Source organism: Cytobacillus sp. MT66 (genome assembly GCF_058792595.1).
On the sequence record NZ_JBXAFB010000001.1, the window covers coordinates 344,721 to 368,453 of the forward strand.

Here is a 23,733-nt window from a genome sequence, read left to right on the forward strand (position 1 = left end):
TTTATTCTATAAAAACAGCCACTGCCCGAATGGGTGATCCCGTTCCTTTGCGAATGCGCAGCGGAAGACCAAAGTATAAAAATCTCATCCCGGCAATTTGATCAAGATTGCATAAATTTTCTGTATTAGTTATACCGTATTCCCGGCAAATTAGGTGACCGGAATAATTCGTATCATCTGGATGGTCAATCGCTGGAGCATCAATGCCAATATTGACAACACCCTTATCGGCCAGCCATTTTGCTGCCTTATAGTCAAGGCCCGTGTATGTGGTCAGCCACTCGTCTGTTCCATACGAGCGGTTATAATGTCCAGTGTACAGGAGAACAATATCACCTTTTTCAATCAATTGTCCTGAACGGTACAACGCCTCTTCCAGATCACGTTCTGTAATATACCGGTCAACGGGGATATGTGATAGATCCAGACATACCGCTGGCCCGTAAAAATACTCTAACGGCATTTCATCAATATATTTTCCGTTCGGGTCATATTCGTATGTAGCATCACTATGGGTTGGCCCATGCTCATTAATAATTAAATTATTGGTAGCGAAGGGGAAACCAATCTTTTTTTGTGTTTCTTCATGCGTCACGTTTGTGAAAATCATCGTTGTAGGATGAAGGGGAAATACCGGCATCCCATGAAAGATTTCCTGCGTTAAATCCACTAATTTGACTCCCATGTTTTCCTCCTTAACTAGTTTGATATTTACAAAAATGAGGGCTGCTTCCCAAGAGGGATTAACCCAATTGATGTAATGACAGCCCTTTTAAAGTCATATTTTTATAGTACGGTAGGAATAACCTCAAATTTATCTACGTCAATTAAGCCCATATCGGTAATTTTCCACTTTGGACTAGTTACAAGTGACCAGAAGGACAAATGCATGAAAGGAACTTCCATCCCGCATCCTAGCTCTTCTTTCGCAAGCCTGGATAATTCATCCACCTTTTCACTCATTTCTTTTCCTGTCAATTCATCTGTCATTAGTCCTCCTATGCGGAGCGGGAGATCGCCAACAACCTTTCCATCCTTAATCATTGCAATGCCGCCATCCATAGCTATCACACGATTGACCGCTGTAACCATGTCCTCATAATTCGTACCTGCGACAATAATATTATGAGTATCATGGGCCACACTCTCAGCAATTGCCCCGCTTTTTAGATCAAAGCCATGAATAAAGGTTTTTCCTATTTTCCCGGTTCTGCCGTGTCTTTCAACTACAAGCATTGGCAAAACGTCCTGCTGCAAGCAGGGCTGGACAATGCCTTCTTTTACATTTAGAGTATACTCACTCCCGCCTGTCAGGTTTTGAAACGGAATAGCTTCAATGGCACGCACTTTTACACGGCTTCCATTCGCTTTAATATAAAGTTCTTCTTTTTTCACTGGTTTGCGCTTTACAGATTTCTTTACACTTTCTGGATAAGTATAAGATGAAATTTCAATTGTCAATTCACCGTTTTCAGCAGCTTTTTTCCCGCCAAGGTAGACTTGATCAACCGTCATATTCATTAAATCGCTGATGACAGCAATGTCAGCTCTCTTGCCAGGTGCGATGACCCCAACATCTTTAAAACCAAAATGGGTTGCCGGATTAATTGTAGCCATTTGAATCGCCTCAACTGGATCAATTCCTTCGGCAATCGTCCGCCGTACAATATCATTCATGTGGCCGTACTTAAGAAGGTCCGCTGGAACCATGTCATCTGAAACTAAAATGGCTCGTCTTGAATCCATCCCCTCTTCTGTGATAGCGCGAATACATTCAGCCATATTTCTTTGCGAGGATCCTTCACGCATAAAAACACTAACCCCATAGCGAAGCTTTTCCATCATTTCTTCTTTCGTCGTTGTTTCATGGCAGGACACATGTGTACCACCGCTTATAATATGTGCTGCCAGCTCCTTGCCAAATAGGCCTGGGGCATTTCCCTCAACCGTTTTCCCAATGCTGTTTGCATAGGAAACTGCCGCAACTAGATCATCGATCAGTTCGGGAGCGTGCTGATAGACAGGCTGAATATTACTAAAGCTTTGGATTTCACCAATACCCTGTACGTACGGATCATTTAGCAATTCCTTCATGTCTTTTGCGGAAACATCATAGCCAGATGTTTCGAGTCCTGGAGCATCTGGTACCGCACAAGGTACCGTAAACAAAATTCTGTTAGGAAGTGTTTTTGCTTCCTCGATCATCGCTTTCATTCCATGTACACCAAGGACATTGCCGATTTCATGCGGATCCCCGATCAATGTGGTGGTGCCGGTAGGAATCGAGAGCTTTGAAAATTCCGTGCATGTTAGCATAGCGCTTTCAAAATGCATATGTGAATCAATAAAGCCCGGGCTAATGAATTTACCTCGAACATCTTCAATCGTTGTATTTGGACCAATTAAATCTTTGGCGTCCCCAACCATTAAAATATGCTGACCCTTAATGGCCACATCCGCTTCATAGATTTCTCTTGTAATGACATTGATAAAATACCCGCCTTTTAAAACGATATCGGCAAAAAGGTGAGGACTTAACAAGACATCAATGAGTTTTCTATATTGAATGGCTTCTTTTATTTTTAGAGCGTCCAATGTTTACCCCCCAAACGTTGTTCCTTCTAAACTATCAATAATTCCTATAATTGCTGCGTCAATGGGCGCATCTTTATTCCTGATTGCCCGCGAAGCCATACTGCCAGTAACATAGATTACTCTTTCACCGATTCCGGCTCCAACGGTATCAACGGTAATAATGGGGTTCGGTAATACACTGCCGTCAATTCCAATTGGTTGTGTGATTAATAATTTTGATCCTACAAGATTTTCATCTTTTCTTGTCGCAGTGACCCGGCCAACCACTATTCCCATTTGCATAAAAGATCGTCCCCTTAATGTTTAATCAATGATATATTCAACTCTCTTGCCGTATCGATGGCAAGGGGCGTTATGATCGTATTCTTTGAAACAATTAAGCTTGTTTTGTTTTGCTGCCGTGTAAAGCGTATCGTTTCCGCCGTGACAACCGATTTGCTCTTTGTTTCTGTCTCAACTTCAAAGGTTTCATGTTCATTCATTAATTTCATTCCCATTGACTTAATCTGAGATAATTGATCATATAATTTTCTTTTTAAGAGAGGATTCCCTTTATCCAGACCTATCATTTTCCATTGCTGATCAAAGGGATCTGCTCCCGTTCGTAAGCCATACACTTTTTTTCCAGACAAAAGAGCCTGGAGGATGAGCCTGACAAAGGGTCTTTGTTCATTAAATGATAAAATATCTGAGACAAGCGAGAATGAGAGAATTGGAACAAAAACGATATCTATATGGGTGAAATCCAGCTTTGAAAGTTCTTGCACAGCGATCCAGTCATCATTTTCTGTCGCCTCCGCCAATTCTGCCTTGGTAAATTCAGAAAAAACATTTTCCTCTGCGGATAATCGTACAATCCATTTCTCATTCCTAAGTCTTTTCAAAAAGAGAAGTCCTGGTTCCATTCCTATCAAATGAGAGGTAATAAGAGCCAGGACATATGGTTTTCTCTTAGGACCTCCCATATTACTTTGGTTTCGATGGTATAGCCCATGCAGAGTGTGTTCCACTAATGCACTCTGCCTAATTGAGCTCATTATTATTCACCTTTAGATAATAACGCTCTTTCTACTTCACTATGCGGTCTTGGAATGACATGAACAGAAACAAGCTCCCCTACACGGCTGGCAGCTTCGGCACCAGCATCAGTTGCCGCCTTTACAGCACCTACATCCCCTCTGACCATAACAGTCACAAGACCAAAGCCAATTTTTTCATAACCGCAAATCTCCACATTTGCAGCCTTTACCATTGCATCCGCTGCCTCAACCGCTCCAACCAACCCTTTTGTTTCTACTAAACCTAATGCTTCACCCATTGCATATTCCTCCTCAAGTTTTTATTTAATCAAGTTAGTGATCTTCATTTTGTTCCGAATTTGATGAATCAGCATCCGTCTTTTCTGATGGTTTCTTTTTAACTGATGGATTTGTGTTTTGCTTCATTTCCTGGGCTCCATCAGAATTTGCAGCAGAATCCTGATCTGCTATAAGAGATTTAGATTCTAATTTAAAGTTAGGCAAAAGTTTTGCGGAAACTTCACTGTGTGCCCGCGGGATTACATGTGAGGAAATAACCTTGCCGACCCGTTGTGCAGCAGCACTTCCGGCATCTACTGCGGATTTAACTGCAGCAACATCCCCGCCAAAATGCACGGTTACACCAAGATAACCACTTACCCCGATTACCTTTTCAATCCCAACAATTTCTACATTTGCCGCCTTTACCGCAGCATCCGCAGCTGAAACAGCCGTCAAATAACCAACTGTTTCGATTAATCCTAATGCTCGCAATTGTATTTCCTCCCATCAGGAAAATTATTTCATCCTTTCAGCCTTTTTTAACATCTCTTCGGCTGCTTTTGTAACAGCTGCATATTCTCCGTGCAGCAGCAAATAATTTGTTTCAGCAGCATAGCCAAAATTGGCACCTGGTGATTTTTTGAGGAACTTATCAAGAAGAAGAATAGCAGAATAGTAGTCGATTCCCTCAAGCACTGCAGCTCCTTCGACATAAGTCTTTAATCCCAGCTGTTTAGTCAGCCATGGACCGGGGGAGTGAGCTGTATACATCTGTAATGATTTATATGAATTTTGGGATAGCTTTTGAAAAATTGTCTTTACTGCTTTTGTCAGATTTTCCTTATGGTCATCGTATAATTCAAGCACAAAACCTTGTTTGCTTTCCCTGTCCCATGTCAGACAATATTTCATTGACGGAAATACCCGTAAAATCTCATTTAATAAGAATAATTGTCCTACTGTACATTTGTCTGAAGTAACGACACCGATATGATCGGATTTAATCGATCTTTGAAAAGATTCCAGCAGATTTAGGTGCAGACCGGAAAAAATCCAGGCTTTTACCCCATCCCTTGACTGGCCAATAAATTGGCTTTCCTCATTAGTCTTATTCAAGATTTCTCTGTGATGGGGCAATTTCTTCATAGGGTGATTCCCTTGAACAAGGGAAATAGTCTGAAGCTTGGAAAGGGAATCGTTCACCTTTCTATTGACAGGCTGACCGCTTGAATTCTTTTCCGGTACGGGCTTTGTCTGAAGATTGTCTGTTTTTACTGATGAAAGTACGGGAATGCCAGCTAATCTTTTCTGCAAATTTTTTTGCTGATAGTTTGGCCGGCTTATCCCTGGGATCGCAGCCTGATCTTGCTTGCTTTCAGATTGTTTATTCACAGCAGACTTTGAGTAAATAAACCGGCTTTCCCCGCCAAAGATAGGGTTATCCTTTGGTTTTTGGGTTGGCTTCAGTACTTCGGAAACAATGCTTTTCATAAATTCCGACAACCTTCAATCACCTCCTATAGTATTTTTGCAAGCTCAGCGTGCGGACGAGGAATGACATTAAAGGAAACTAGCTCACCGCCAGTCTTGTTATGAGCAGTTTTTCCAACTTCAACAGCTGCGGTTACAGCAGCAACATCTCCCTCAACAATGACGGTTATAAGTCCAGAACCGACCCGTTTTAAATCAACAAGACTGACATTTGCCGCTTTTGCCATTGAATCAAGCGCCTCTATGGCTGCAGTTAATCCTCTTGTTTCAACCATACCAATTGCCTTCATATAAAAATCCCTCCCTTTTTCAGGACAGATATTACTGCTCAATACATTTCTCAGATAAAATGAGCAGGCTATCTCTTATGCGATTATGAATAATTAAGAAAGGTAGTCTTCCAGATTGATCTCTATTGGAATGGAAGTCCTTTTAAACATTTCTTCTTGCCCGAGCGGATAGGTTGCATCAATCCCCATTTTGTCTGTTACTCCCCTTAAGTTATGGGATGCTTCGAGCGGTGAGCCTTTAGCTCCTGGAACAATAAAAACATCACTTGCAGCCTGAACCCTTGTGGCAATCGCCCATTCTACATCTTCTGGATTGAAAATATCAACATCATCATTCACTACTACAACATGTTTCAGGTCTTTGTCACTGGCAAAGGCGGCAAGTGCTGCCTGCTTTCCATCGCCTTCTGTTTTTTTCTCGATTTGGATAACAGCATGGTAGCGTGCAACTCCCCCCATCGGGATATGTACAGCTTTAATACCCGGCACAACCTGCCTTACTGTGCTTAATAAAACCGCCTCGCGCACAATAGCCATTGGAAGTCTTTCTTCATAGCTAGATGGAAAGATCGTTTGATTGATTGCATTATTTCTATAGGTGACTGCTGAGATTTCAACAATCGGCTGCGGTGAACGGAAACCGTAATAACCAGCCAATTCGCCGAAAGGCCCTTCCATTTCACGTTCATGAGGCAGCATCCGACCTTCAAAGACGATTTCTGCATCCGCAAGAACTTCCAAATCCACGGTTTTGCAACGAACAACGTCAAGGGATTGTCCTAATAATGCCCCCGCCACATTTAGCTTATCTGCATGATATAGGTGGGTGCTTATCTGTGAACTTAAAACAACGGCTGGAACGACTCCAAACATAACCGCGATTTCCATTGGCTGGTCAAGCTTTTCAAAATGGGCATATTGCTCAAGCAATTCTGGAGATGTAATCAAAATATTCGTTCTATTTCCTCCGAGATATTGCATCCGTCTTATGGACGTATATCTTTTTTGTCCGGATAAATCTTTTACCACTAGAATTCCTGCCACGTAGTAAGAGCCCGAATCCCCCTCATGGTATGTGGCAATTGGAAATAAATCAGCCAAATCAAAATCACCTGTCACCAAGTTTTCCTGAACAGGTCCAATTTCTTTTAAGGTTGTTGGAACGGGATTTACAATAGAATCAATGAGTTTTGGTATTAATTCCGAGGTCTCGACACCTATGCTATCGGCAACAAGATCACGGTCTCCGCCAAGACCCGCTGCCATGGCCGATTGATACCCTTTGATTTTTTCAAAGAGGAAGGGCTGCGTGCCATTTTTTGAATTAATTACAGCTCCTAATTCATAGCGGGGGTCAACTTCTTTTTTCACTCGATATAATATCCCTCTGTTTTCCCAATCATCTAATAAGGCCCTCATTGTTACTGGTATCATGTCTTTTCACCCCACCTTTCGAGTAAACGATGATCGATGTTTAACATATCCAATATGCGTGCAACCATGAAATTGGCCAGTTCCCAAATTTCAGTCGGCTTATGATAGAATCCTGGTGAAGCCGGCATGATGCAGGCACCCGCTTCCGCAAGAAGGGTCATATTCCGCAAATGGATTAAGTTAAATGGCGCTTCCCTTGGCACAATAATAAAATTCCTGTTTTCCTTTAAAACAACACTGGCAGCCCTGCTTAAAAGTGTATCACCGACACCATTTGCAATGGCACCAAGTGTATTCATTGAACATGGAACGATGACCATTCCATCTGTCAAATACGATCCGCTGGCAATTGAAGCAAAAAGGTTTTTGTTGTTATGAATAGTGGCATATTCCTTAAGGTCCTTCATCGAAATACCGCACTCAAATTGCATGACCTTTTCTCCCATTTCCGTAACAATTAAGTGCGTTTCAATCCCTAACTGATGAAGGGCACGGACCAATGTATAAGCATACAATGATCCGCTTGCCCCAGTAATACCCACTAAAATTCTTTTTTTTCTTTCTAAATTAGACAACCTTATTATCTTGGGAGAATTTTAATTTTGCAGCGTTAATATATTCTTCTGTTGACATGATATCTCCGAAAATATCTATGTCTCTTAATCCCGATACGTGCATTTCATCAGTTTGAGAATCTGTTGCGTCTGAAATACAGATCACATTATAACCATGATAAAGTGCATCAGATGCCGTGCTTCGAACACAGACATTCGTCCAAACACCAGTTAAAACAACTGTATCGATTTCTTCTTCTCTTAAAAACAAATCAAAATCTGTATAGCTAAAAGCACTATGTCTTCTCTTTTGAACGACATAATCTCCCTTATCTTCTTCAGGCTGAAGTTCTGGAATAAATTCTGATCCCCAAGTTCCCTTGATAGCGTGTACTGGTCTTACACGGAAATCACGGTCATTTTTCCGATGTGCTTCTTGCACATGAACAACCTGGATATTTTGATCATGAGCAAAATCAACTAGTTCTCTTATTTTCGGCACTATTCTTTGCCCATTTTTACAGAGAAGAGCTCCCTTTTCATCAATAAAGTCATTTAACATATCAATGATTACCACACAATGCTTTTTCCCTCTTAATTCCACTTCCCATTCATCCTTTCAAAATGTACTTAACAATAGTAATCTTGCAAACTTCTCATTAAATATCACGGAGCAATGAGTAAAAGGTTAGTTTTGAGTGACTGCCTCTTTGGAATCTACTGCGACTGCTTCATATTTTTCATATTTTAATGTTCTTTCAAGCCGCTGAATGCTTTGGCGAGGCACATATTGCCCGTAGCCAGCTTCTCCGACTATACCGCCATTTTCTTCGTCATAGACCATCTTTCCGCGGACAATCGTTTGGACAGGTTTCCCTTTCAGCTTCATTCCATGCAGCGGGTTATACTTTGCCATTGATTCTGTTTTCTTCTCATCAATAACATATTCTTTTTCAAGATCAATGATTGTGAAATCGGCATCTGCCCCAATTTCCATTGAACCTTTCTTCGGATAAATCCCGTAGTGAATCGCTGCATTTCTGCTTGTTACTTCTACAAAACGTGAAAGTGATAAACGTCCTTTATTTAACCCTTCACTGACTATGATTGGCACCATTGTTTCTACTCCAGGAATCCCTGGGAATGCATTCCAAATGGTAGACCCTGGATAATCCTTTTCTGTTGCAATTTCATATGGCGCATGGTCAGTACCGACAAAATCAATCGTTCCATCTGCAAGCGCCTGCCAGTGTGCCTCATTATCTTCCTTGCCACGTAAAGGCGGAGCTATTTTTGCGTAAGTTCCGCGTTCTGTCATCGCATCCTTGGCATTAAGGACTAAATAGTGTGGACATGTTTCAGCCGTTACCTTTACACCGCGCTTTTTCGCTGCCCTAACAAGTTCTACCCCTTCCTTTGTACTCATATGAACAACATGAACTCGGGCATCTGTTGCTTCGGCAAAACTAATGATTAATTCAATTGCTACTTTCTCAGCGAGGCTTGAGCGTGCTTCTGCCCATGCTGGCCCATCCAAACGGCCTTCTTTCTCAAGTTTTTGAGAGTTAAATGTGCAAATGTCGTAGTTTTCGGCATGTACACCAATTGGCAGACCTGTCTTTGACACATGTTTAAAGATTTCAAGCATTTCTGCATCTGAAACCTTAGGGAATGTAGGTACAGAAGGTGTCATATAAACCTTAAAGGCAACAACCCCTTCATCAATTTGCGGATAAATATTATCAATCCAGCCTTCACGAGCATCTTCCCCAGTCATTCCTCCCCAGAAGCAAAAATCGGTATAAGCCTGACCGCGAATGGGATCAAGTTTCTTTTTGAAGCTTTCTCCATCTCTTACCGATGGCTTACTGCAACAAGGCATATCAATTGTAGTTGTTAAGCCCCCTGCAGCTGCTGAACGGCTTCCTGTTGCAAAAGTCTCACGATGTGTAAACCCTGGATCCATAAAATGGGTATGCGGATCAATACAGCCTGGAACAACAAGCTTTCCACCGACATCTATCACCTTAGCTGCATTTAAAAAACTAATATCATTTGAATATCCGACAATCTTTCCATCATTTACTAATATATTCGTTAGAACCTGGCGATCTCCTTGCGGAATATTTGCATTTTTCAGAATTAAATCCATAAAACAATTCCTCCTATTATTAATATATTTTAGCTATTAATTACTTCCCTATTATTTATTTCTACTATTATATAAATATGACTAATCTACATTATTTCAATGGAATGTTCTCCGCTCTGCATGACCTCTTCAGTCTTGGCACTTTTTATATCATTAAAATTAAAAACTACATTAAGCACAATGGCCGTAAGACTTCCCAGTACAATACCATTTTCAGCCAAAAGCCGGATGCCAGAAGGCAGGCCGCCGTAAATAGCCGGAACAACAGCTGAACCCAATCCAATTCCAACAGAGCAGGCAATGATTAAAAGATTTTCATTATTAGTAAAATCTACTTTTGAAAGCATCCGGATACCTGAAGAAATAACCATGCCAAACATTGTGATCATTGCCCCGCCCAACACCGCTGTCGGGATAATCGTAGTTAGTGCAGCAACCTTCGGCAACAGGCCAAGTACCATAAGAATTACCCCTGCTGCTACAACAACGTTTCTCGTTTTTACCTTGGTTAATGCCACTAGACCAACATTCTGCGAAAATGAGGTATATGGAAATGAGTTAAAAACTCCTCCGATTACACAGGCAAGCCCTTCCGCACGAAGCCCTTTTTTAATATCTCTTGATTCTAGTTTTTTTTCACAAACATCACCAATTGCCAAAAATACCCCTGTGGATTCAATCATACTTACAATGGCAACCAGTGTCATTGTTAAAATGGCTGAAAAGTTAAAGGTCGGGATCCCGAAGTAAAATGGCTGAACAAGATGAAACCAATCAGCTTTTCCTACTTCTGCAAAGCTAACAAAGCCCATAAAAAAGGCAACAAGGGTCCCTGCTACTAAGGCTAATAAGACTGAAATCGCCTTCATATATCCTTTAAAAAAGCGATTCATTGCAATTATAAGTATAAATGTCAAAGCAGCTAAAAATAGATTTTGCAGACTGCCAAAACCTTCAGCTCCCTGACCCCCAGCAGCATTGTTCATGGCCACAGGTATAAGGGAAACTCCAATAATAGTGACAACAGACCCAGTTACAACTGGTGGGAAGAATCGCATAATTTTACTCATGAACTGTGACAAAATCATGACCACCACTCCGGATGCGATAATCGCACCGTAAATAGAGGTAATGCCCTGTAAATTCCCGATAGCAATCATAGGCCCAACTGCTGTGAAGGTACATCCTAAAATTACAGGCAATTTGATGCCAAAATGCTTACCGCCAATTACCTGCAAAAGCGTCGCAATTCCGCAGGTAAACAAATCAATTGAAATGAGATAGGCAAGCTGCTGAGCATTTAGGCCAATTGCCGGTCCCACGATCAAAGGAACAATCACAGCACCTGCATACATTGCCAATACATGCTGAAATCCTAAGGTACCTATCTTAATAGGATTTAAGCTATTCAAAGTTCACTCCCCCAATTAAAAAGATTCAGCTTATGACAGCACCGGGATGAAAAAGTTTTTTATCACCTCCAGAAAAGGATAATATATAAAAAACCGCAGTAATAAAGACACCTTTTTCATAAAAAGATGACTTATTACTGCGGTTTCATAAAACTTCCGTTAAACAAAAGTTAAAGGAACCGCTTTCAAAATTGGTTTAAGGGAGATGCGCTTGCACAGCTTCCTCAAACAATATTGAAAAGCTATTCAAAGTAAATTATTGTACATGCTTCTTCACTTACAGGATCGTAGTCTTTCAGAATGGTTTTTACTTTTAGATGTAAAGTTTCTTCAATTTGCCTCTTAAATAACGATTTAAATTCAACAATTAATGCTGAATCAACCGAAATGGTAAGATGCTGAAAGTTTGTACTTAGCATTTTCAATGCCTGGACACGCTTATGCTGAGCAAAAATGAGGATTCTGTCATCAAAGGTTTCAATTCTTTGTTTTTTTACACCGACACCATAGATTTCCTGATTAACGCGATTATACAGATGGGCAATATCTTTTTTAAAAGACGCCTGGAAATTTGTTGATATAATTGACATATTTCCCTCCTGTTATTCACTATATTAAACAAAACGAATTTTCTTGTCAACAATGTTTTCTGAAAATTAGCACTTGACAAAATATTGATTAGGCTATTACACTACAAAACAACTTGAAGTTTTTTAAAATTATAAAAAAATATAGCTGTTCTTTTCGTATAACCTCAAAAATTGGTTTGAGGGTTTCTACTAGGAACCGTAATTCCTGACTACGAAAAGGCTTCGTTATGATCAAAAAGAACAGAAGCCTTTTTTAATGTGCGGGATTTTTTTTCGTCCTTAGATGAACATCACCTAAATATTCCACCTACATCCATTGATGCTTCGCTAGATTTTGCTGCTCAATCATCCAGCTTACCAACTTCTATTACTATCTCAAGCAAATAACACACACATTTATTTCTTTTTTAAAACCTTATATCAATCTAATAAGTTCGTTCAAAAGGTAAATCCTTTTGTAAGTATACCAAGGAGGAAACTTATATGAAAACTTTTCATTTCACTGTTAATGGCTTACAGCGAACAGTCACTTGTCCCCCAGCTAAGACATTGCTTGATGTATTAAGAGAAGATTTATTTTTAACGGCCAGCAAAGAATGCTGCGGGAAGGGAGAATGCGGGTCCTGTTCGGTGCTTCTAAATGGTGAAGTTGTCTGTTCCTGCCTCATTCTCGCTGCACAGGCAGAGAATCAGGAAATTACTACATGCGAAGGCATCGGATTGACTTCAAATATGGATGTTGTTCAGGAATCCTTTGTTGTTGAAGGCGCAACACAGTGCGGCTATTGCACACCAGGCATTATTGTAGCTGCAAGGGCTTTTTTAAATGAGATCAATTATGTGCCATCGACAGATGAAATTAAAACGGCACTTGGCGGGAACCTTTGCAGGTGTACTGGCTATTCAAAAATAATCAAAGCGATTCAAACAGCAGCCGAAAAGGAATTTACTGATAAAGGAATGATTAAATCATAATGTATAGCAGCGCTATTCTGCTTGCAGCGGGCCAATCATCGAGAATGAAAGATGGTCCCTCCCCCTTAAAAGGAATGCTTCCATGGAATGGGAAAACATTGATCGAAGCACAGCTTGAAGCTTTAAAGAAATCGGACGTTTCCGAAATCATTACTGTCGTAGGCCATAAAGCTGAAGATTATGTACATTTAGCTAATAAACACCCTGCAAAAATCATTTATAACACAAACTTCCAAGAGGGAAAATGTTCTTCCATTATAGCAGGTCTTGAAGCCATTAATAAGCACTCTGAATTTATTCTGATTGCTGCGATCGATCAGCCTGCAGATTCAAAAGTAATTAATAGTCTGATTCATTCACTTTATAAAAGCAGGTGCAAAATTGCCATACCAGTTTTTAATGGCAAACGGGGACACCCTATTCTTTTTTCCGCAAAAATATTAACAGATTTATTTTCTATTAATGAAGACACCAAAGGACTAAGAAATATTATTCAAAAATATCATAATGACGTGTTAGAGGTCCCAAGCAGCAATCCTCTTGTCAGACTCAACATTAACACCCCAAGGGATTATCAAGAGGCTGTCCGAATCATCCAAAATGTAAAATAGGAGGTTAGTAGATGCTTATTTCAGAGATCGATGTTGTCTCCCCTTCCAGTTTAAATGAAGCCTTGAAAATCTTGGACATCCAAGGACAAAAGGCAAAAGTTATCGCAGGAGGCACTGACGCAGCCGTTCGTATGAAGGAAGGCAAATGGCTGCCAGAGAAATGGGTAAATATTAACGGGCTGAAGGAACTGCGCTACATAATAGAAAAAGACGGTGCAATCCATATTGGCCCATTAACAAGACATACAGATATTGTTCGCTCCAGATTGCTGAAAGAAAAAGCCGATGTCCTTACAGAGGCCTCACGTGAGGTTGGCGCAGCCCAAATGCAAAACATGGGTACAATCGGCGGAAATATCGGCACAGCCTCACCAGCTGGAGATACCATTCCTGCGCTTTATGTATTAAATGCAGTAATTGAGATAAGTTCATTAAATGGCAAACGCCTGATTCCAATTGAAGAGTTTTTTATTGGACCAGGCAGAACGGTCTTAAAACAAAATGAAATAATAACCAATATTATTATTCAGCCTCAGGATGAAAATGAAATAGGAATCTTTCAAAAGCTCGGTCCAAGAAAAGCACAGTCTATTTCAATCGTCAATGTAGCCATCTCATTGATAATGGGCAGCGACAGACAATGTCTCGGTGGAAAGATTGCCTTTGGATCAGTAGGGCCAACCATCATCCGGGCAAAAAAGTGTGAATCTATTCTTAAGCTGAGCCCTTTAACAGATGAAGCGATTCAAAATATTGCTAAAGTTGCCTGGAAGGAAGTAATGCCTATATCAGATGTGAGAGCTTCTGCAGAATACAGACGTGATATGGCAAGTTCTCTCCTTGAACGGGGGCTTTATCGGTTAATGCGGAGGTGGGAAAACAAATGAAAGACATTATAAATAATAACCAATCGTTAAAATGGGTAGGCAAAAGGGTTCAGAGAATTGATGGTCCAAAGAAAGTAACAGGTGAACTTAAATATATGACAGACTATCATTTCGAAAATATGGTATGGGGAAAAGTCCTTCGCTCAAAATACCCGTACGCCAGGATTAAATCTATCAATACTGAAAAGGCAGAACAGCTTGATGGAGTTGTCTGCGTCCTGACACATAAAGATATACCCGGATTTAATGGGTTTGGCATAGTTGTGCCAGATCAGCCTGTTCTTTGTTCAAATATTGTCCGATGTACTGGTGATGCTGTTGCCCTTGTTGCAGCAGAAACAGAAGAAATAGCCGAACTGGCAATTAATCTCATTGAAGTAGATTATGAGCCTCTTGATCCTGTTACCGATCCTGAAAAGGCCATGACAGAATCAGCACCAAGTCTCCATCCAGATGGAAATATCCATAGCCATGTTGCCATCAAAAATGGTGATATTGATCAAGCCTTTGCAGAAGCGGACATCATCGTCGAAAACACCTTCTACTCCCCTAGACAAATGCATGCTTTCATTGAAACAGAAGGCGGCTGGGGTGTGATGGATGATGACGGTTTCATCACAATAAGATGTCCTGGTCAATATGCCTATCGCGACCGTATGCAAATTGCCCGGGCACTTGCCTATAATCCTGAAAGAATCAGAGTAATTTCCAGCCCGCTCGGCGGTGCTTTCGGCGGAAAAGATGAAATCACGGTGCAAATTTACCTGGCTCTTTTAGCCATGAATACGAATGGGCGACCGGTAAAAATTCATTTAAGCCGTGAAGAATCGGTCATTGCTGGAATCAAGAGACATCCCTTTAAGGTTCATATGAAAACAGCAGCAAAAAAGGACGGCACCTTAATTGCCAACCAAGTCAGAGCTGTAGCCGACACAGGCGCCTATGCTTCGCTCGGCGGAGCCGTCATTGCCTTGGCCATTGAGCATGCCTGCGGACCATACAAAATACCAAATATTGATCTTGACGGATACTGTGTCTATACAAATAACGGCATTGCTGGCGCATTTCGCGGCTTTGGCGTTAATCAGGTGTGCATGGGGATTGAAACACATATGGATATGATTGCTGAAAAGCTCGGAATTGATCCCATCGAGCTAAGAAAGAAAAATGTCTACCACCAGGGGGAAGTTTCAAGTGTTGGCCATGTTGTTAAATCAAGTGTCGGAACATTCAAAACGCTTGAGACCGCAGAGAATTGCGATCTATGGGTTAACCGGGAAAAATATAAAGCTGATGTCAGCGAGCCATGGAAAAAACGCGGGGTAGCTCTAGCCACCTCTTTTCATGGAATTGGCATGGGTATTGGCCTGCCGGATTATGGTGCAGCGACTGTCGAACTTCTTAAGGATGGGACATTCCTTGTTGCTGTTGGCTGTGAGGAAATTGGCGGCGGAAATGGCACTGCCTATGCACAAGTAGCCGCGGAAATCCTTAACTGCGACATTAATAAAATTCAAGTGGTTCAAGGAGATACCTCGCTTACCATGGACAGCGGAACAGTCACAGCCTCCCGCTCCACCTATACAGGCGGAAGAGCTGTTGCAGCTGCCGCACCAAATATGGTCAACTTGCTGAGGAAAACAACGGCGGAAATATTAAAAGTGCCTATAACAGAGGTTTCACTTGCCGAAAATTGTCTAATAGCCAACGATACTACATTATCCTACGAATCAATTTATCAATATCTCTATGAACACCATGAGGACACAAAAGTTGAAGGACATTTTATCCTGCCGAAAGAAAAGACAGAAATCGAAGGATCCGGCGGTGCTCCCCATCATCTATATGGGTATTTAACCCATGTAGTCATGGTAGAAGTAGATACATTAACGGGAGAGACAGACGTTCTTCGTGTGGTATCGATTCCTGATGCAGGCAAGGTTATTAATCCTCAAGGACTCGAGGGTCAGACTGAGGGCGGTGCGATTATGGGCATTGGCTATACACTTTATGAGGACGTCCTTATTGAAAATGGCTACCATAAAACTCGTAATTTCACAGACTATATTATCCCTACCATTCGCGAAACACCGTTCATTGAAACCTTCCCTGTCGAGGATGCCCCCGAACAATCAGGACCGTTTGGCGCCAAGGGCATTGGCGAAGTGGTTATGATCCCGATTATTCCTGCGATCATGTCTGCCATTTATGATGCAACAGGGGCAAGAATTAAACATCTTCCTGCCACACCTGAAAGAATTTTTAATGCTCTCAAAGAGATTAAAAAAACAAAGATACACACATCAAGGTGAAATTATGATTACACAAAGCATGTTCGATAAATTAACAGATTCACTGAACCATAGAAAGGAATGCTTTTTAGTCACCATTTCCGCTCACCCTGACAAAGAGATGGTCGGCTTAAAAGCACTTCTATGGCCAAATGGGGATTTTTATTGCGAATCTCCCCTCTTCTCTGCTATAGCAAAACCAGTTTTTTCAAGCAGCCAAAGACTGATGCAGCGGAAAAAGTCCGGAACCTCCACTTTTCTATGGAATGGAAGAGAAGCTGAATTTTTTGCTGAATACTTCCCTGTTCCTATCCACCTCATTATCGCCGGAGCGGGTCATGTATGTGAACCCGTTGCAGAAATGGGAAAAATGCTTGACTTTTATGTCACCGTTTTAGATGACAGAAAGGAATTTGCTAATAGAGACCGTTTTCCATATGTCGATGAAGTCGTTTGCCAGCCCTACCTTGAGTACTTTAAGGAAGCTGAGCTTACGGAATATACCTATATCCTCCTGCTTACAAGAGGGCATAAATATGATGTTTTAAGCCTGCAAGAACTGCTTAATCGCAAGGAAAAACCTGCTTATATTGGCATGATTGGCAGCAGAAGACGCATTTCTGGCGTCTTTGAAGAATTAAAACAGGATTTCCCTGAAGAATCCTTTGATCAGCTATATACCCCTGTTGGTCTTGATATTGGCGCCGAAACCCCTGCAGAAATTGCCGTCAGCATTATGGCAGAAATATTAAAAATAAAAAACAACAAATCGGGCCATTCCTTAAGCAGCAAAATCAGGGATTATGCAAAATTAGGGTTTCGTGAGGGGGCAGTGAATTGAAACAGCTACAACTGTTCAAAAGGGCCATCGACATTCGGAAAGGAGGTGAAATGGCTGCCATTGCAACAATTATCCGAACCAAGGGGTCAACGCCAAGAAAAGCTGGAAGTAAAATGATCATCTATCCATGCGGAAAAATTGAGGGAACGATTGGAGGTGGATGCGGAGAAGCTGAGGTGATCGAAAAGGCCTTTGAAGTGATCCAAACCAGGGAACCTGCTAAACATATTGTTGATTTGACAAAAGGCCTTTTTTATGAGGATGGCGGTATATGCGGGGGGATTATGGATGTTTTTATTGAGCCTCTTTGAAAAAAATGACGGCAACACCTGTCTTTAAATTTTGGAAAATCAAATCTGATTGGAGTGGTCTTTCATGTCCATGATTGAAAAAGGTTTAGGATCCAACCTTCCACCCTCTAAGAATGGCCTGTTAGAACGGTTGTTTAAACTATCCGATAGGAATACCAATGTTCGTACAGAAGTACTTGCAGGGGTTACATCCTTTTTAACGATGAGCTATATCATTTTTGTTAATCCGGCAATATTAGCTGATGCGGGCATTCCAAAGGAAGCTGCATTAGCTGCAACTATTTATGCTAGTGTTTTCTGTACAATTTTAATGGCGCTTTGGGCGAACTATCCAGTTGCAGTTGCCCCTGGTATGGGCTTAAATGCCTTTTTTGCCTATACCGTTGTATTAGGTCAAGGACTTACATGGCAGACAGCTTTAGGAGCTGTATTTATTTCTGGTGTTGTCTTTTTAATTCTGACCATCACAGGAATACGGCAAAAGATTGTTGACGGAGTGCCACCTGTACTGAAATCGGCTATTGGGGTTGGGATAGGCCTGTTTATTGCGTTTATCGGCTTCCAAAATGCAGAGCTTGTAGTTGCAAGCGATGCAACTATTGTTACAATTGGAGATTTAACAAGCCTTGGGCCTATACTAGCCCTGCTCGGATTAATCATCGCCTCTTTCTTGATGGCGAAAAAAATGAAGGGTGCCCTGCTGGTAAGTATCCTTGCAACAAGTATAATTGCAATGATCACCGGATTTATTTCCTACCCAAAATCTATCAGCGATGTGGTTTCGTTTAATCTTCCTAGTTTATCCGAAACTTTTTTAGCCATGGATATTAAAGGAGCCATCGCGTACGGTATCATCTCAGTTATTTTCTCATTCACAATCGTCGAATTATTTGATAACCTGGCAACTTTAATTGGTTTGACAAAGAAAGCCGGGTTAATGGATGAAAATGGGAAAATCCAAAACCTTGACCGTGCACTGCAGGCTGATGCGATTGGGACAATGGCCAGTGCATCGTTTGGAAGCACAGCATTAAATGCCTATGTTGAGAATGCTACTGGTATACAAGAAGGCGGAAGAACGGGTTTAACCGCTCTGACAGCTGGCATCTTATTCTTTGCTGCACTAGTTTTTGCACCGCTGATTGTCTTCGTTCCTTCTGTTGCAACAGCACCAATTCTTATCCTTGTGGGTGCCTTGATGATCAGCGAAATTAAAAATATCAGTTTTGATGATTTTACAGATGTGATTCCAGTATTTCTAACAATCATATTAATGCCATTAACCTACAGTATCGCTACAGGTCTAGCCTTTGGGTTTATTTCCTATACCCTTTTGAAGCTGCTGACCGGAAAGACACAGCAGATTCACTGGATCATGTATGTGGTCAGCATCGCTTTCATCATCAACTTTATTATGGGTGGTCATTAATTTTAACAGAAAGAGGGGTATTGTTTGAGGGTAACAAAGGATGCTCTAAAAAAAAGAATTGATGTTGCGGCAAAAAGAATTCCCGCCGACCTGGTGATTAAAAACGGCAATGTTGTAAACGTTTTCACTAGAGAAATTTTAACAGAGGATATCGCGATTGCCGACGGTTATGTGGCTGGTCTTGGTGAATATGAAGGAATTGAGACTTTTGATGCGTCCGGCAAGTATGTGATTCCCGGCTTTATTGATGGGCATGTTCATATAGAATCTGCTATGGTAACTCCTGCGGAGTTTTCCAATGTAGTGATTCCGCATGGGGTAACAACCATTATCGCCGACCCCCATGAAATTGCCAATGTGACGGGTACAGATGGGATTGATTTCATGCTCCAAGCATCAGAAGATATTCCGCTGGATGTCCTGCTTATGCTGCCTTCTTGTGTTCCGGCAACACCCTTTGAGAATGCGGGAGCAACTCTTTTAGATTCACATCTGGAGCCCTTCTATTCTCATCCAAGGGTCATTGGTCTAGGCGAGGTCATGGATTATCCGTCTGTGTTTTATAAAGATGATATAATGCTGGCAAAGCTTTTGAGTGCCCGGGCAAAAGAAAAGCATATAGATGGCCATGCTGCGGGGATTGATGGGGACGGCATTAATGTTTATATGGCTGCAGGGATTAAAACAGACCATGAATGTGTTACTGCAGAAGAGGCACTCGATCGCCTTCGCAAAGGGATGTATGTCATGCTTCGTGAAGGTTCAGCCGCAAAAGACTTAGTTACGCTTTTGAAGGCTGTGAATGAAAACAACGCGCGCCGCTGTTTATTTGTAACAGATGATAAGCATCTGGATGAACTTATTGATGACGGGAGCATTAACTATAATGTAAAGACGGCAATCCGCCAAGGTCTTGACCCGCTCCTTGCCATTCAAATGGCGACATTAAATGCTGCAGAGTGCTTCGGACTTAAATCAAAAGGGGCAATTGCTCCGGGTTACGAGGCTGATCTCCTCATAGTAAATGACCTTGAAAGCATTGGGATTGAGCGAGTGTATAAGGGCGGAAAGCTTGCAGCTGAAAATGGCAAAGTCATCCTGTCCGCCAAATCCAAAATAGTTCCCTCGCCATCCATTATCGACAGTGTCAACATTAGTTCGATAACAGCTGAAAATTTGCAGATGAAAATGGATGACAGCAGCGAGGCAAATATCATTGGCATCATCCCGAATATGATTGTAACTGAACATTTAATTGAAAACGTTGATATTAAAAATGGGGCTTTTCAAATTAATCCGGAGAAGGATCAGCTGAAAATTGCTGTCATTGAGCGGCATAATAATACCGGCAATATTGGACTTGGGATTATTAAAGGTTTGGGAATAAAAAATGGCGCTGTTGCCTCAACAGTTGCACATGACTCGCATAATATTGTTGCAGCGGGAACATCTGATGAAGATATTTTAATGGCTATTGAATGCACTTCAGACATGAAAGGCGGCCTTGTTGTTGTTCAGGATGGGGAAATGATCGCCGGACTATCTCTGCCAATTGCCGGACTGATGTCAGATATGGGATCAGGAGCCATCTACGAAAATTTCTCAGAACTTAACCAGGCTCTAAGGCAGATTGGCTGCTCCATGACTTTTAATCCTTTTATCACTTTGTCTTTTCTTGCTCTGCCAGTTATCCCGGAATTAAAGCTAACAGATATTGGCCTATTCGATGTGAAGAAATTTAAGCATATTGATATACAAGTGATGATGAATAATTAAAATGAGGCGGCTCCTGTTTTGGAAGCCGCCTTTTAATCTATTAATCTTACATTCACTTTTTTGTCATTTGTTTATTTTCTAGTGACAATGCAAGCCATGCGGAATCATCAGCAAAATATCTGGACCAGCTTGCTACACCTGCTAAATTGTACCTAAAGGCAAGCTCTGCCCGCTTATTTAGAGAAAGCTCATCTTCCAGCCAGACTTTGTAGGTAAGTGCCTCCTCCTCGATGCGAAGCTCAGCGTAATTTTGTCCGCTCATCTCATCATAGACAGGAGCGATGCCATTTTCGTCCATCCATTGCTTCACTTTTACCATCGATAGCGCTTTTGATGAAACCTCTCCGGAATCCTTCACTTCCCATAGCCTTGTATAAAGCGGAACGCCAAGAATTAACCTTTCATTTGGCACAACCTCAAGAAGTTTCTGCAGATTCTTTTCGACCCACGGTAAACTGGCAACACTGCCGGCAACAGGCGACGTTCCCCAATGTTCGTCATACGCCATAACAGCCAAGTAATCTACAAGTCCAGCGAGCTTGTCTCTCTCGTAAAAAGCGGACCAATTACCGCTCGTGGAAATAAAGGTAATGTCCATAGAAACGATCAAGCCTGCTTCATGAAAATAGGGGACTGCTTCGCGAACGAACTGAGTAATAAGCGGGCCATCTTCTGGATTCACATTTTCAATATCGAGATTAATCCCGTTTAGATGATACATTTGGCTGTAATGAAGAAGCTGCCTGATCATCCTTTGTCTTGTCTCGAAATTTTTAAATGCTTCATGTGTCAATGCTGGATCAAAGGCATTGGAAAACAATCCCCATACCTGGTAGCCCTGGCCTTTCGCCCAATTCACATAGTCAAGCGAGCCAAGATTCTTAATCGAACCCTGCGCATCACCCAGCTCAAACCAGGTAGGTGAAACGACATTGACGCCAGGCATGTTTGGAATTTTTTCAGTGTCAGGATTTTGTGTATAGACAGCTTCCCATGTTAAATGAATTGGTCCGTCAATCTTTGGAGGCAAGACTGGCTCCTTTCCATGATAAATTGCGACTTGCTCTGTATCTCCTTCAATTACATGGTCCTTTTTAATATATCCTGCTGACCCGTTTTCTTTTCTAATGAAATAATAATCCTTTTTCTCGCCCTCGATATATACCTTTTCCGTATTTTTCAGCTGATCCGTATAAGGAGATTGTAAACTAGCATCCGTTCTTAATCGAAGCTTTTCCTCATGAACTTCATGATCGGTAATTTTTGCATGTTTGATTTTGTCTCCATCTTTTTGAATCCATATCGCATTGGAATCTGGCAGTTTTGTATAGGAAACTGGATAGTAAGCCAATAAAGGTTCTAAAGCCAAGTAGATTTCATCATCCTTCATTTTAGATACAGAAAAATGCAGCTCAACAGGCTTTTCATTAACAAAATACGTTAAGGATTCAGAAGGCATTTGTACAACTTTATTTTTCGTCGTAATGATGACTGAATTTGATTTCTCATCATACGCAATTCCGTCATCGAAGTTCTTTTTTAAAAAAGATATCGGAATATACACGCTATCACGTTCGATCAAAGCATTCCCGTTTTGGGCTCCTGCATATAATATCGGGTATTCCCCTTGAAAATAAGCGGTCTTTTTTGATGAAGCGAATGGATATAATAATAGTAGAATACTAGAAATAATCAATAAAAAAGCAAACAAAAGACCGGCAATAATCCATCCTTTTGCCAACTTTTTTGGTTTGCGGTATTCAATTTGCGGCATTCTTCGACCTCCCTATAGATATCCTAACGAACATGCCCTAATTTGAAAAGAAGAATTTCCTCTTAATATGACCGAATCATCATCCGTATTTTCGAAATACTTTAAATTGAGCATGGTGTGAAATATGTGGGACATGGTACAATAAAAACACATAAAATTGAGATTCACACCTTGGCAGAAAATACACTGTATTAAGGGTAACAAAGTTTGAAGGAGAGTTTTCATGGTAATATATGGCGTAATTATTATTTTAGCTTATTTACTGGGGTCGATCCCGTCTGGATTAATTGTAGGGAAAACCTTTTATGGAGTAGATATACGTGAACATGGGAGCGGCAACTTAGGCGGAACGAACACGTTTCGGACATTAGGTGTAAAAGCCGGGCTGACCGTTACCATTGCCGATATTTTAAAAGGAACTGCGGCTGTACTTCTCCCTGCTTTATTTGGATCAGACATGCACCCATTGATGGCTGGCATTTTTGCGGTTATTGGACATATGTATCCAGTTTTCGCAGGATTTAAAGGCGGCAAAGCTGTGGCTACCTCCGGCGGAATCCTTTTAGGTTATGTTTTTCCAATGTTCCTGCTTCTGATCGCCGCATTCTTTATTAGTTTGTATATTACAAAATATGTGTCGCTTTCATCAATGATTGCAGCCATTGTTGCTGTTATTTATTCAATAGTCGTATGGGATATCCCACTAATGATTGTTGTATCTCTTCTAGCCTTTTTTGTCTTTTACAGACACAGAGCAAATATTAAACGAATTATCGAAAAAACTGAGCCAAAGATTAAATGGCTTTAATAAAATACACATATTATTCTTAGAGCAGCAGGACATCGAATCCTCTGCTTTTTATTTTGTATAGAATGGCGTTCGTTCGAAAAACACAACGTTTTGTTCTCTATTTAAAATCTTTACTTTTTCTGTTATTATTATAGTAAGATTTACCTGTTTTTCTATTTCTCTGCTAAAATATTTTAAAATATAACAAAACCGAACATAAATTGCTTTT

At 41.1% G+C, this 23,733-nt stretch carries 24 protein-coding genes and 1 riboswitch; of the genes, 9 read left to right on the forward strand and 15 right to left on the reverse strand.

Annotated elements, in window-relative coordinates:
• Position 1: 1 nt before the first annotated feature.
• The 14 genes from AC1Q59_RS01690 to AC1Q59_RS01755 form a co-directional block, all read right to left on the reverse strand.
• Complete coding sequence (locus AC1Q59_RS01690) at positions 2 to 685, reverse strand: cyclase family protein (RefSeq protein WP_492364037.1); 684 nt, start codon at positions 683 to 685, stop codon at positions 2 to 4.
• A gap of 101 nt (positions 686 to 786) precedes the next feature.
• Positions 787 to 2,595, reverse strand: coding sequence for an adenine deaminase (gene ade / locus AC1Q59_RS01695; RefSeq protein WP_492364038.1), 1,809 nt, complete (start codon positions 2,593 to 2,595; stop codon positions 787 to 789).
• A 3-nt stretch (positions 2,596 to 2,598) separates the two neighbouring features.
• Positions 2,599 to 2,877: a EutN/CcmL family microcompartment protein gene (locus tag AC1Q59_RS01700; RefSeq protein WP_492364039.1), complete on the reverse strand. Its 279-nt coding sequence runs from the start codon at positions 2,875 to 2,877 to the stop codon at positions 2,599 to 2,601.
• A gap of 14 nt (positions 2,878 to 2,891) precedes the next feature.
• Positions 2,892 to 3,632, reverse strand: a complete 741-nt coding sequence (locus AC1Q59_RS01705) for a hypothetical protein (protein ID WP_492364040.1) — start codon at positions 3,630 to 3,632, stop codon at positions 2,892 to 2,894.
• A 2-nt stretch (positions 3,633 to 3,634) separates the two neighbouring features.
• A complete protein-coding gene (locus AC1Q59_RS01710; RefSeq protein WP_492364041.1) occupies positions 3,635 to 3,913 on the reverse strand; it encodes a BMC domain-containing protein in 279 nt (92 codons plus the stop codon).
• A 34-nt stretch (positions 3,914 to 3,947) separates the two neighbouring features.
• Complete coding sequence (locus AC1Q59_RS01715) at positions 3,948 to 4,388, reverse strand: BMC domain-containing protein (protein WP_492364042.1); 441 nt, start codon at positions 4,386 to 4,388, stop codon at positions 3,948 to 3,950.
• A gap of 24 nt (positions 4,389 to 4,412) precedes the next feature.
• Positions 4,413 to 5,399 (reverse strand): hypothetical protein, encoded by a 987-nt coding sequence (locus AC1Q59_RS01720; protein WP_492364043.1) that lies wholly within the window; start codon positions 5,397 to 5,399, stop codon positions 4,413 to 4,415.
• Positions 5,400 to 5,413: 14 nt separating this feature from the next.
• Positions 5,414 to 5,677, reverse strand: coding sequence for a BMC domain-containing protein (locus AC1Q59_RS01725; protein WP_492364044.1), 264 nt, complete (start codon positions 5,675 to 5,677; stop codon positions 5,414 to 5,416).
• A 93-nt stretch (positions 5,678 to 5,770) separates the two neighbouring features.
• Positions 5,771 to 7,111 carry a UbiD family decarboxylase gene (locus AC1Q59_RS01730; protein WP_492364045.1) on the reverse strand — a complete coding sequence of 447 codons (1,341 nt, stop codon included), beginning with the start codon at positions 7,109 to 7,111 and terminating at the stop codon, positions 5,771 to 5,773.
• Entirely contained in the window at positions 7,108 to 7,686 is a 579-nt protein-coding gene (locus AC1Q59_RS01735; protein WP_492364046.1) for a UbiX family flavin prenyltransferase, read from the reverse strand. The genes AC1Q59_RS01730 and AC1Q59_RS01735 overlap by 4 nt, the downstream gene beginning before the upstream one ends.
• Positions 7,679 to 8,269 (reverse strand): cysteine hydrolase family protein, encoded by a 591-nt coding sequence (locus tag AC1Q59_RS01740; protein ID WP_492364047.1) that lies wholly within the window; start codon positions 8,267 to 8,269, stop codon positions 7,679 to 7,681. Before AC1Q59_RS01740 ends, AC1Q59_RS01735 begins: the two co-directional genes overlap by 8 nt.
• 84 nt (positions 8,270 to 8,353) lie before the next feature.
• Positions 8,354 to 9,817: an allantoinase AllB gene (gene allB / locus AC1Q59_RS01745; protein WP_492364048.1), complete on the reverse strand. Its 1,464-nt coding sequence runs from the start codon at positions 9,815 to 9,817 to the stop codon at positions 8,354 to 8,356.
• An 86-nt stretch (positions 9,818 to 9,903) separates the two neighbouring features.
• Entirely contained in the window at positions 9,904 to 11,229 is a 1,326-nt protein-coding gene (locus tag AC1Q59_RS01750; RefSeq protein ID WP_492364049.1) for a nucleobase:cation symporter-2 family protein, read from the reverse strand.
• Positions 11,230 to 11,471: 242 nt separating this feature from the next.
• Entirely contained in the window at positions 11,472 to 11,819 is a 348-nt protein-coding gene (locus AC1Q59_RS01755; RefSeq protein WP_492364050.1) for a Na-translocating system protein MpsC family protein, read from the reverse strand.
• 134 nt (positions 11,820 to 11,953) lie between these two features.
• Positions 11,954 to 12,051, forward strand: a riboswitch (purine riboswitch).
• A 251-nt stretch (positions 12,052 to 12,302) separates the two neighbouring features.
• Here AC1Q59_RS01755 and AC1Q59_RS01760 point away from each other — a divergent pair.
• From AC1Q59_RS01760 to ade (AC1Q59_RS01795), 8 genes are all read left to right on the forward strand, one after another.
• The gene (locus AC1Q59_RS01760; protein ID WP_492364051.1) at positions 12,303 to 12,794 is read left to right on the forward strand and encodes a (2Fe-2S)-binding protein; all 492 of its coding nucleotides are present in this window, start codon (positions 12,303 to 12,305) and stop codon (positions 12,792 to 12,794) included.
• Complete coding sequence (locus AC1Q59_RS01765; RefSeq protein ID WP_492364052.1) at positions 12,794 to 13,405, forward strand: nucleotidyltransferase family protein; 612 nt, start codon at positions 12,794 to 12,796, stop codon at positions 13,403 to 13,405. Before AC1Q59_RS01760 ends, AC1Q59_RS01765 begins: the two co-directional genes overlap by 1 nt.
• Positions 13,406 to 13,416: 11 nt before the next feature.
• Positions 13,417 to 14,292 carry an FAD binding domain-containing protein gene (locus AC1Q59_RS01770; RefSeq protein ID WP_492364053.1) on the forward strand — a complete coding sequence of 292 codons (876 nt, stop codon included), beginning with the start codon at positions 13,417 to 13,419 and terminating at the stop codon, positions 14,290 to 14,292.
• The gene (locus tag AC1Q59_RS01775; RefSeq protein WP_492364054.1) at positions 14,289 to 16,604 is read left to right on the forward strand and encodes a xanthine dehydrogenase family protein molybdopterin-binding subunit; all 2,316 of its coding nucleotides are present in this window, start codon (positions 14,289 to 14,291) and stop codon (positions 16,602 to 16,604) included. The genes AC1Q59_RS01770 and AC1Q59_RS01775 overlap by 4 nt, the downstream gene beginning before the upstream one ends.
• 4 nt (positions 16,605 to 16,608) lie before the next feature.
• Positions 16,609 to 17,424, forward strand: coding sequence for an XdhC family protein (locus tag AC1Q59_RS01780; RefSeq protein WP_492364055.1), 816 nt, complete (start codon positions 16,609 to 16,611; stop codon positions 17,422 to 17,424).
• Positions 17,421 to 17,735 (forward strand): XdhC family protein, encoded by a 315-nt coding sequence (locus AC1Q59_RS01785; RefSeq protein WP_492364056.1) that lies wholly within the window; start codon positions 17,421 to 17,423, stop codon positions 17,733 to 17,735. Before AC1Q59_RS01780 ends, AC1Q59_RS01785 begins: the two co-directional genes overlap by 4 nt.
• 64 nt (positions 17,736 to 17,799) lie before the next feature.
• On the forward strand, positions 17,800 to 19,164 hold the full coding sequence (locus tag AC1Q59_RS01790; protein WP_492364057.1) for an NCS2 family permease: 1,365 nt from the start codon (positions 17,800 to 17,802) through the stop codon (positions 19,162 to 19,164).
• A gap of 24 nt (positions 19,165 to 19,188) precedes the next feature.
• Complete coding sequence (gene ade, locus AC1Q59_RS01795) at positions 19,189 to 20,940, forward strand: adenine deaminase (RefSeq protein WP_492364058.1); 1,752 nt, start codon at positions 19,189 to 19,191, stop codon at positions 20,938 to 20,940.
• A 52-nt stretch (positions 20,941 to 20,992) separates the two neighbouring features.
• Here ade (AC1Q59_RS01795) and AC1Q59_RS01800 read toward each other — a convergent pair whose 3' ends face one another.
• Positions 20,993 to 22,714, reverse strand: coding sequence for a glycosyl hydrolase family 18 protein (locus AC1Q59_RS01800; protein ID WP_492364059.1), 1,722 nt, complete (start codon positions 22,712 to 22,714; stop codon positions 20,993 to 20,995).
• A gap of 223 nt (positions 22,715 to 22,937) precedes the next feature.
• Between AC1Q59_RS01800 and plsY the strand changes: the two genes are divergently transcribed.
• A complete protein-coding gene (gene plsY / locus AC1Q59_RS01805; RefSeq protein ID WP_492364060.1) occupies positions 22,938 to 23,522 on the forward strand; it encodes a glycerol-3-phosphate 1-O-acyltransferase PlsY in 585 nt (194 codons plus the stop codon).
• Positions 23,523 to 23,733 lie beyond the last annotated feature (211 nt).

Excerpts from the sequence above, each read along its gene's own strand:
- AC1Q59_RS01690 (WP_492364037.1), bottom strand. The coding sequence starts at position 685 with ATGGGAGTCAAATTAGTGGATTTAACGCAGGAAATCTTTCATGGGATG.
- AC1Q59_RS01700 (WP_492364039.1), bottom strand. The coding sequence starts at position 2,877 with ATGCAAATGGGAATAGTGGTTGGCCGGGTCACTGCGACAAGAAAAGAT.
- AC1Q59_RS01705 (WP_492364040.1), bottom strand. The coding sequence starts at position 3,632 with ATGAGCTCAATTAGGCAGAGTGCATTAGTGGAACACACTCTGCATGGG.
- AC1Q59_RS01710 (WP_492364041.1), bottom strand. The coding sequence starts at position 3,913 with ATGGGTGAAGCATTAGGTTTAGTAGAAACAAAAGGGTTGGTTGGAGCG.
- AC1Q59_RS01725 (WP_492364044.1), bottom strand. The coding sequence starts at position 5,677 with ATGAAGGCAATTGGTATGGTTGAAACAAGAGGATTAACTGCAGCCATA.
- AC1Q59_RS01730 (WP_492364045.1), bottom strand. The coding sequence starts at position 7,111 with ATGATACCAGTAACAATGAGGGCCTTATTAGATGATTGGGAAAACAGA.
- allB (WP_492364048.1), bottom strand. The coding sequence starts at position 9,817 with ATGGATTTAATTCTGAAAAATGCAAATATTCCGCAAGGAGATCGCCAG.
- AC1Q59_RS01755 (WP_492364050.1), bottom strand. The coding sequence starts at position 11,819 with ATGTCAATTATATCAACAAATTTCCAGGCGTCTTTTAAAAAAGATATT.
- AC1Q59_RS01760 (WP_492364051.1), top strand. The coding sequence starts at position 12,303 with ATGAAAACTTTTCATTTCACTGTTAATGGCTTACAGCGAACAGTCACT.
- AC1Q59_RS01765 (WP_492364052.1), top strand. The coding sequence starts at position 12,794 with ATGTATAGCAGCGCTATTCTGCTTGCAGCGGGCCAATCATCGAGAATG.
- AC1Q59_RS01770 (WP_492364053.1), top strand. The coding sequence starts at position 13,417 with ATGCTTATTTCAGAGATCGATGTTGTCTCCCCTTCCAGTTTAAATGAA.
- AC1Q59_RS01775 (WP_492364054.1), top strand. The coding sequence starts at position 14,289 with ATGAAAGACATTATAAATAATAACCAATCGTTAAAATGGGTAGGCAAA.
- AC1Q59_RS01780 (WP_492364055.1), top strand. The coding sequence starts at position 16,609 with ATGATTACACAAAGCATGTTCGATAAATTAACAGATTCACTGAACCAT.
- AC1Q59_RS01790 (WP_492364057.1), top strand. The coding sequence starts at position 17,800 with ATGTCCATGATTGAAAAAGGTTTAGGATCCAACCTTCCACCCTCTAAG.
- AC1Q59_RS01800 (WP_492364059.1), bottom strand. The coding sequence starts at position 22,714 with ATGCCGCAAATTGAATACCGCAAACCAAAAAAGTTGGCAAAAGGATGG.
- plsY (WP_492364060.1), top strand. The coding sequence starts at position 22,938 with ATGGTAATATATGGCGTAATTATTATTTTAGCTTATTTACTGGGGTCG.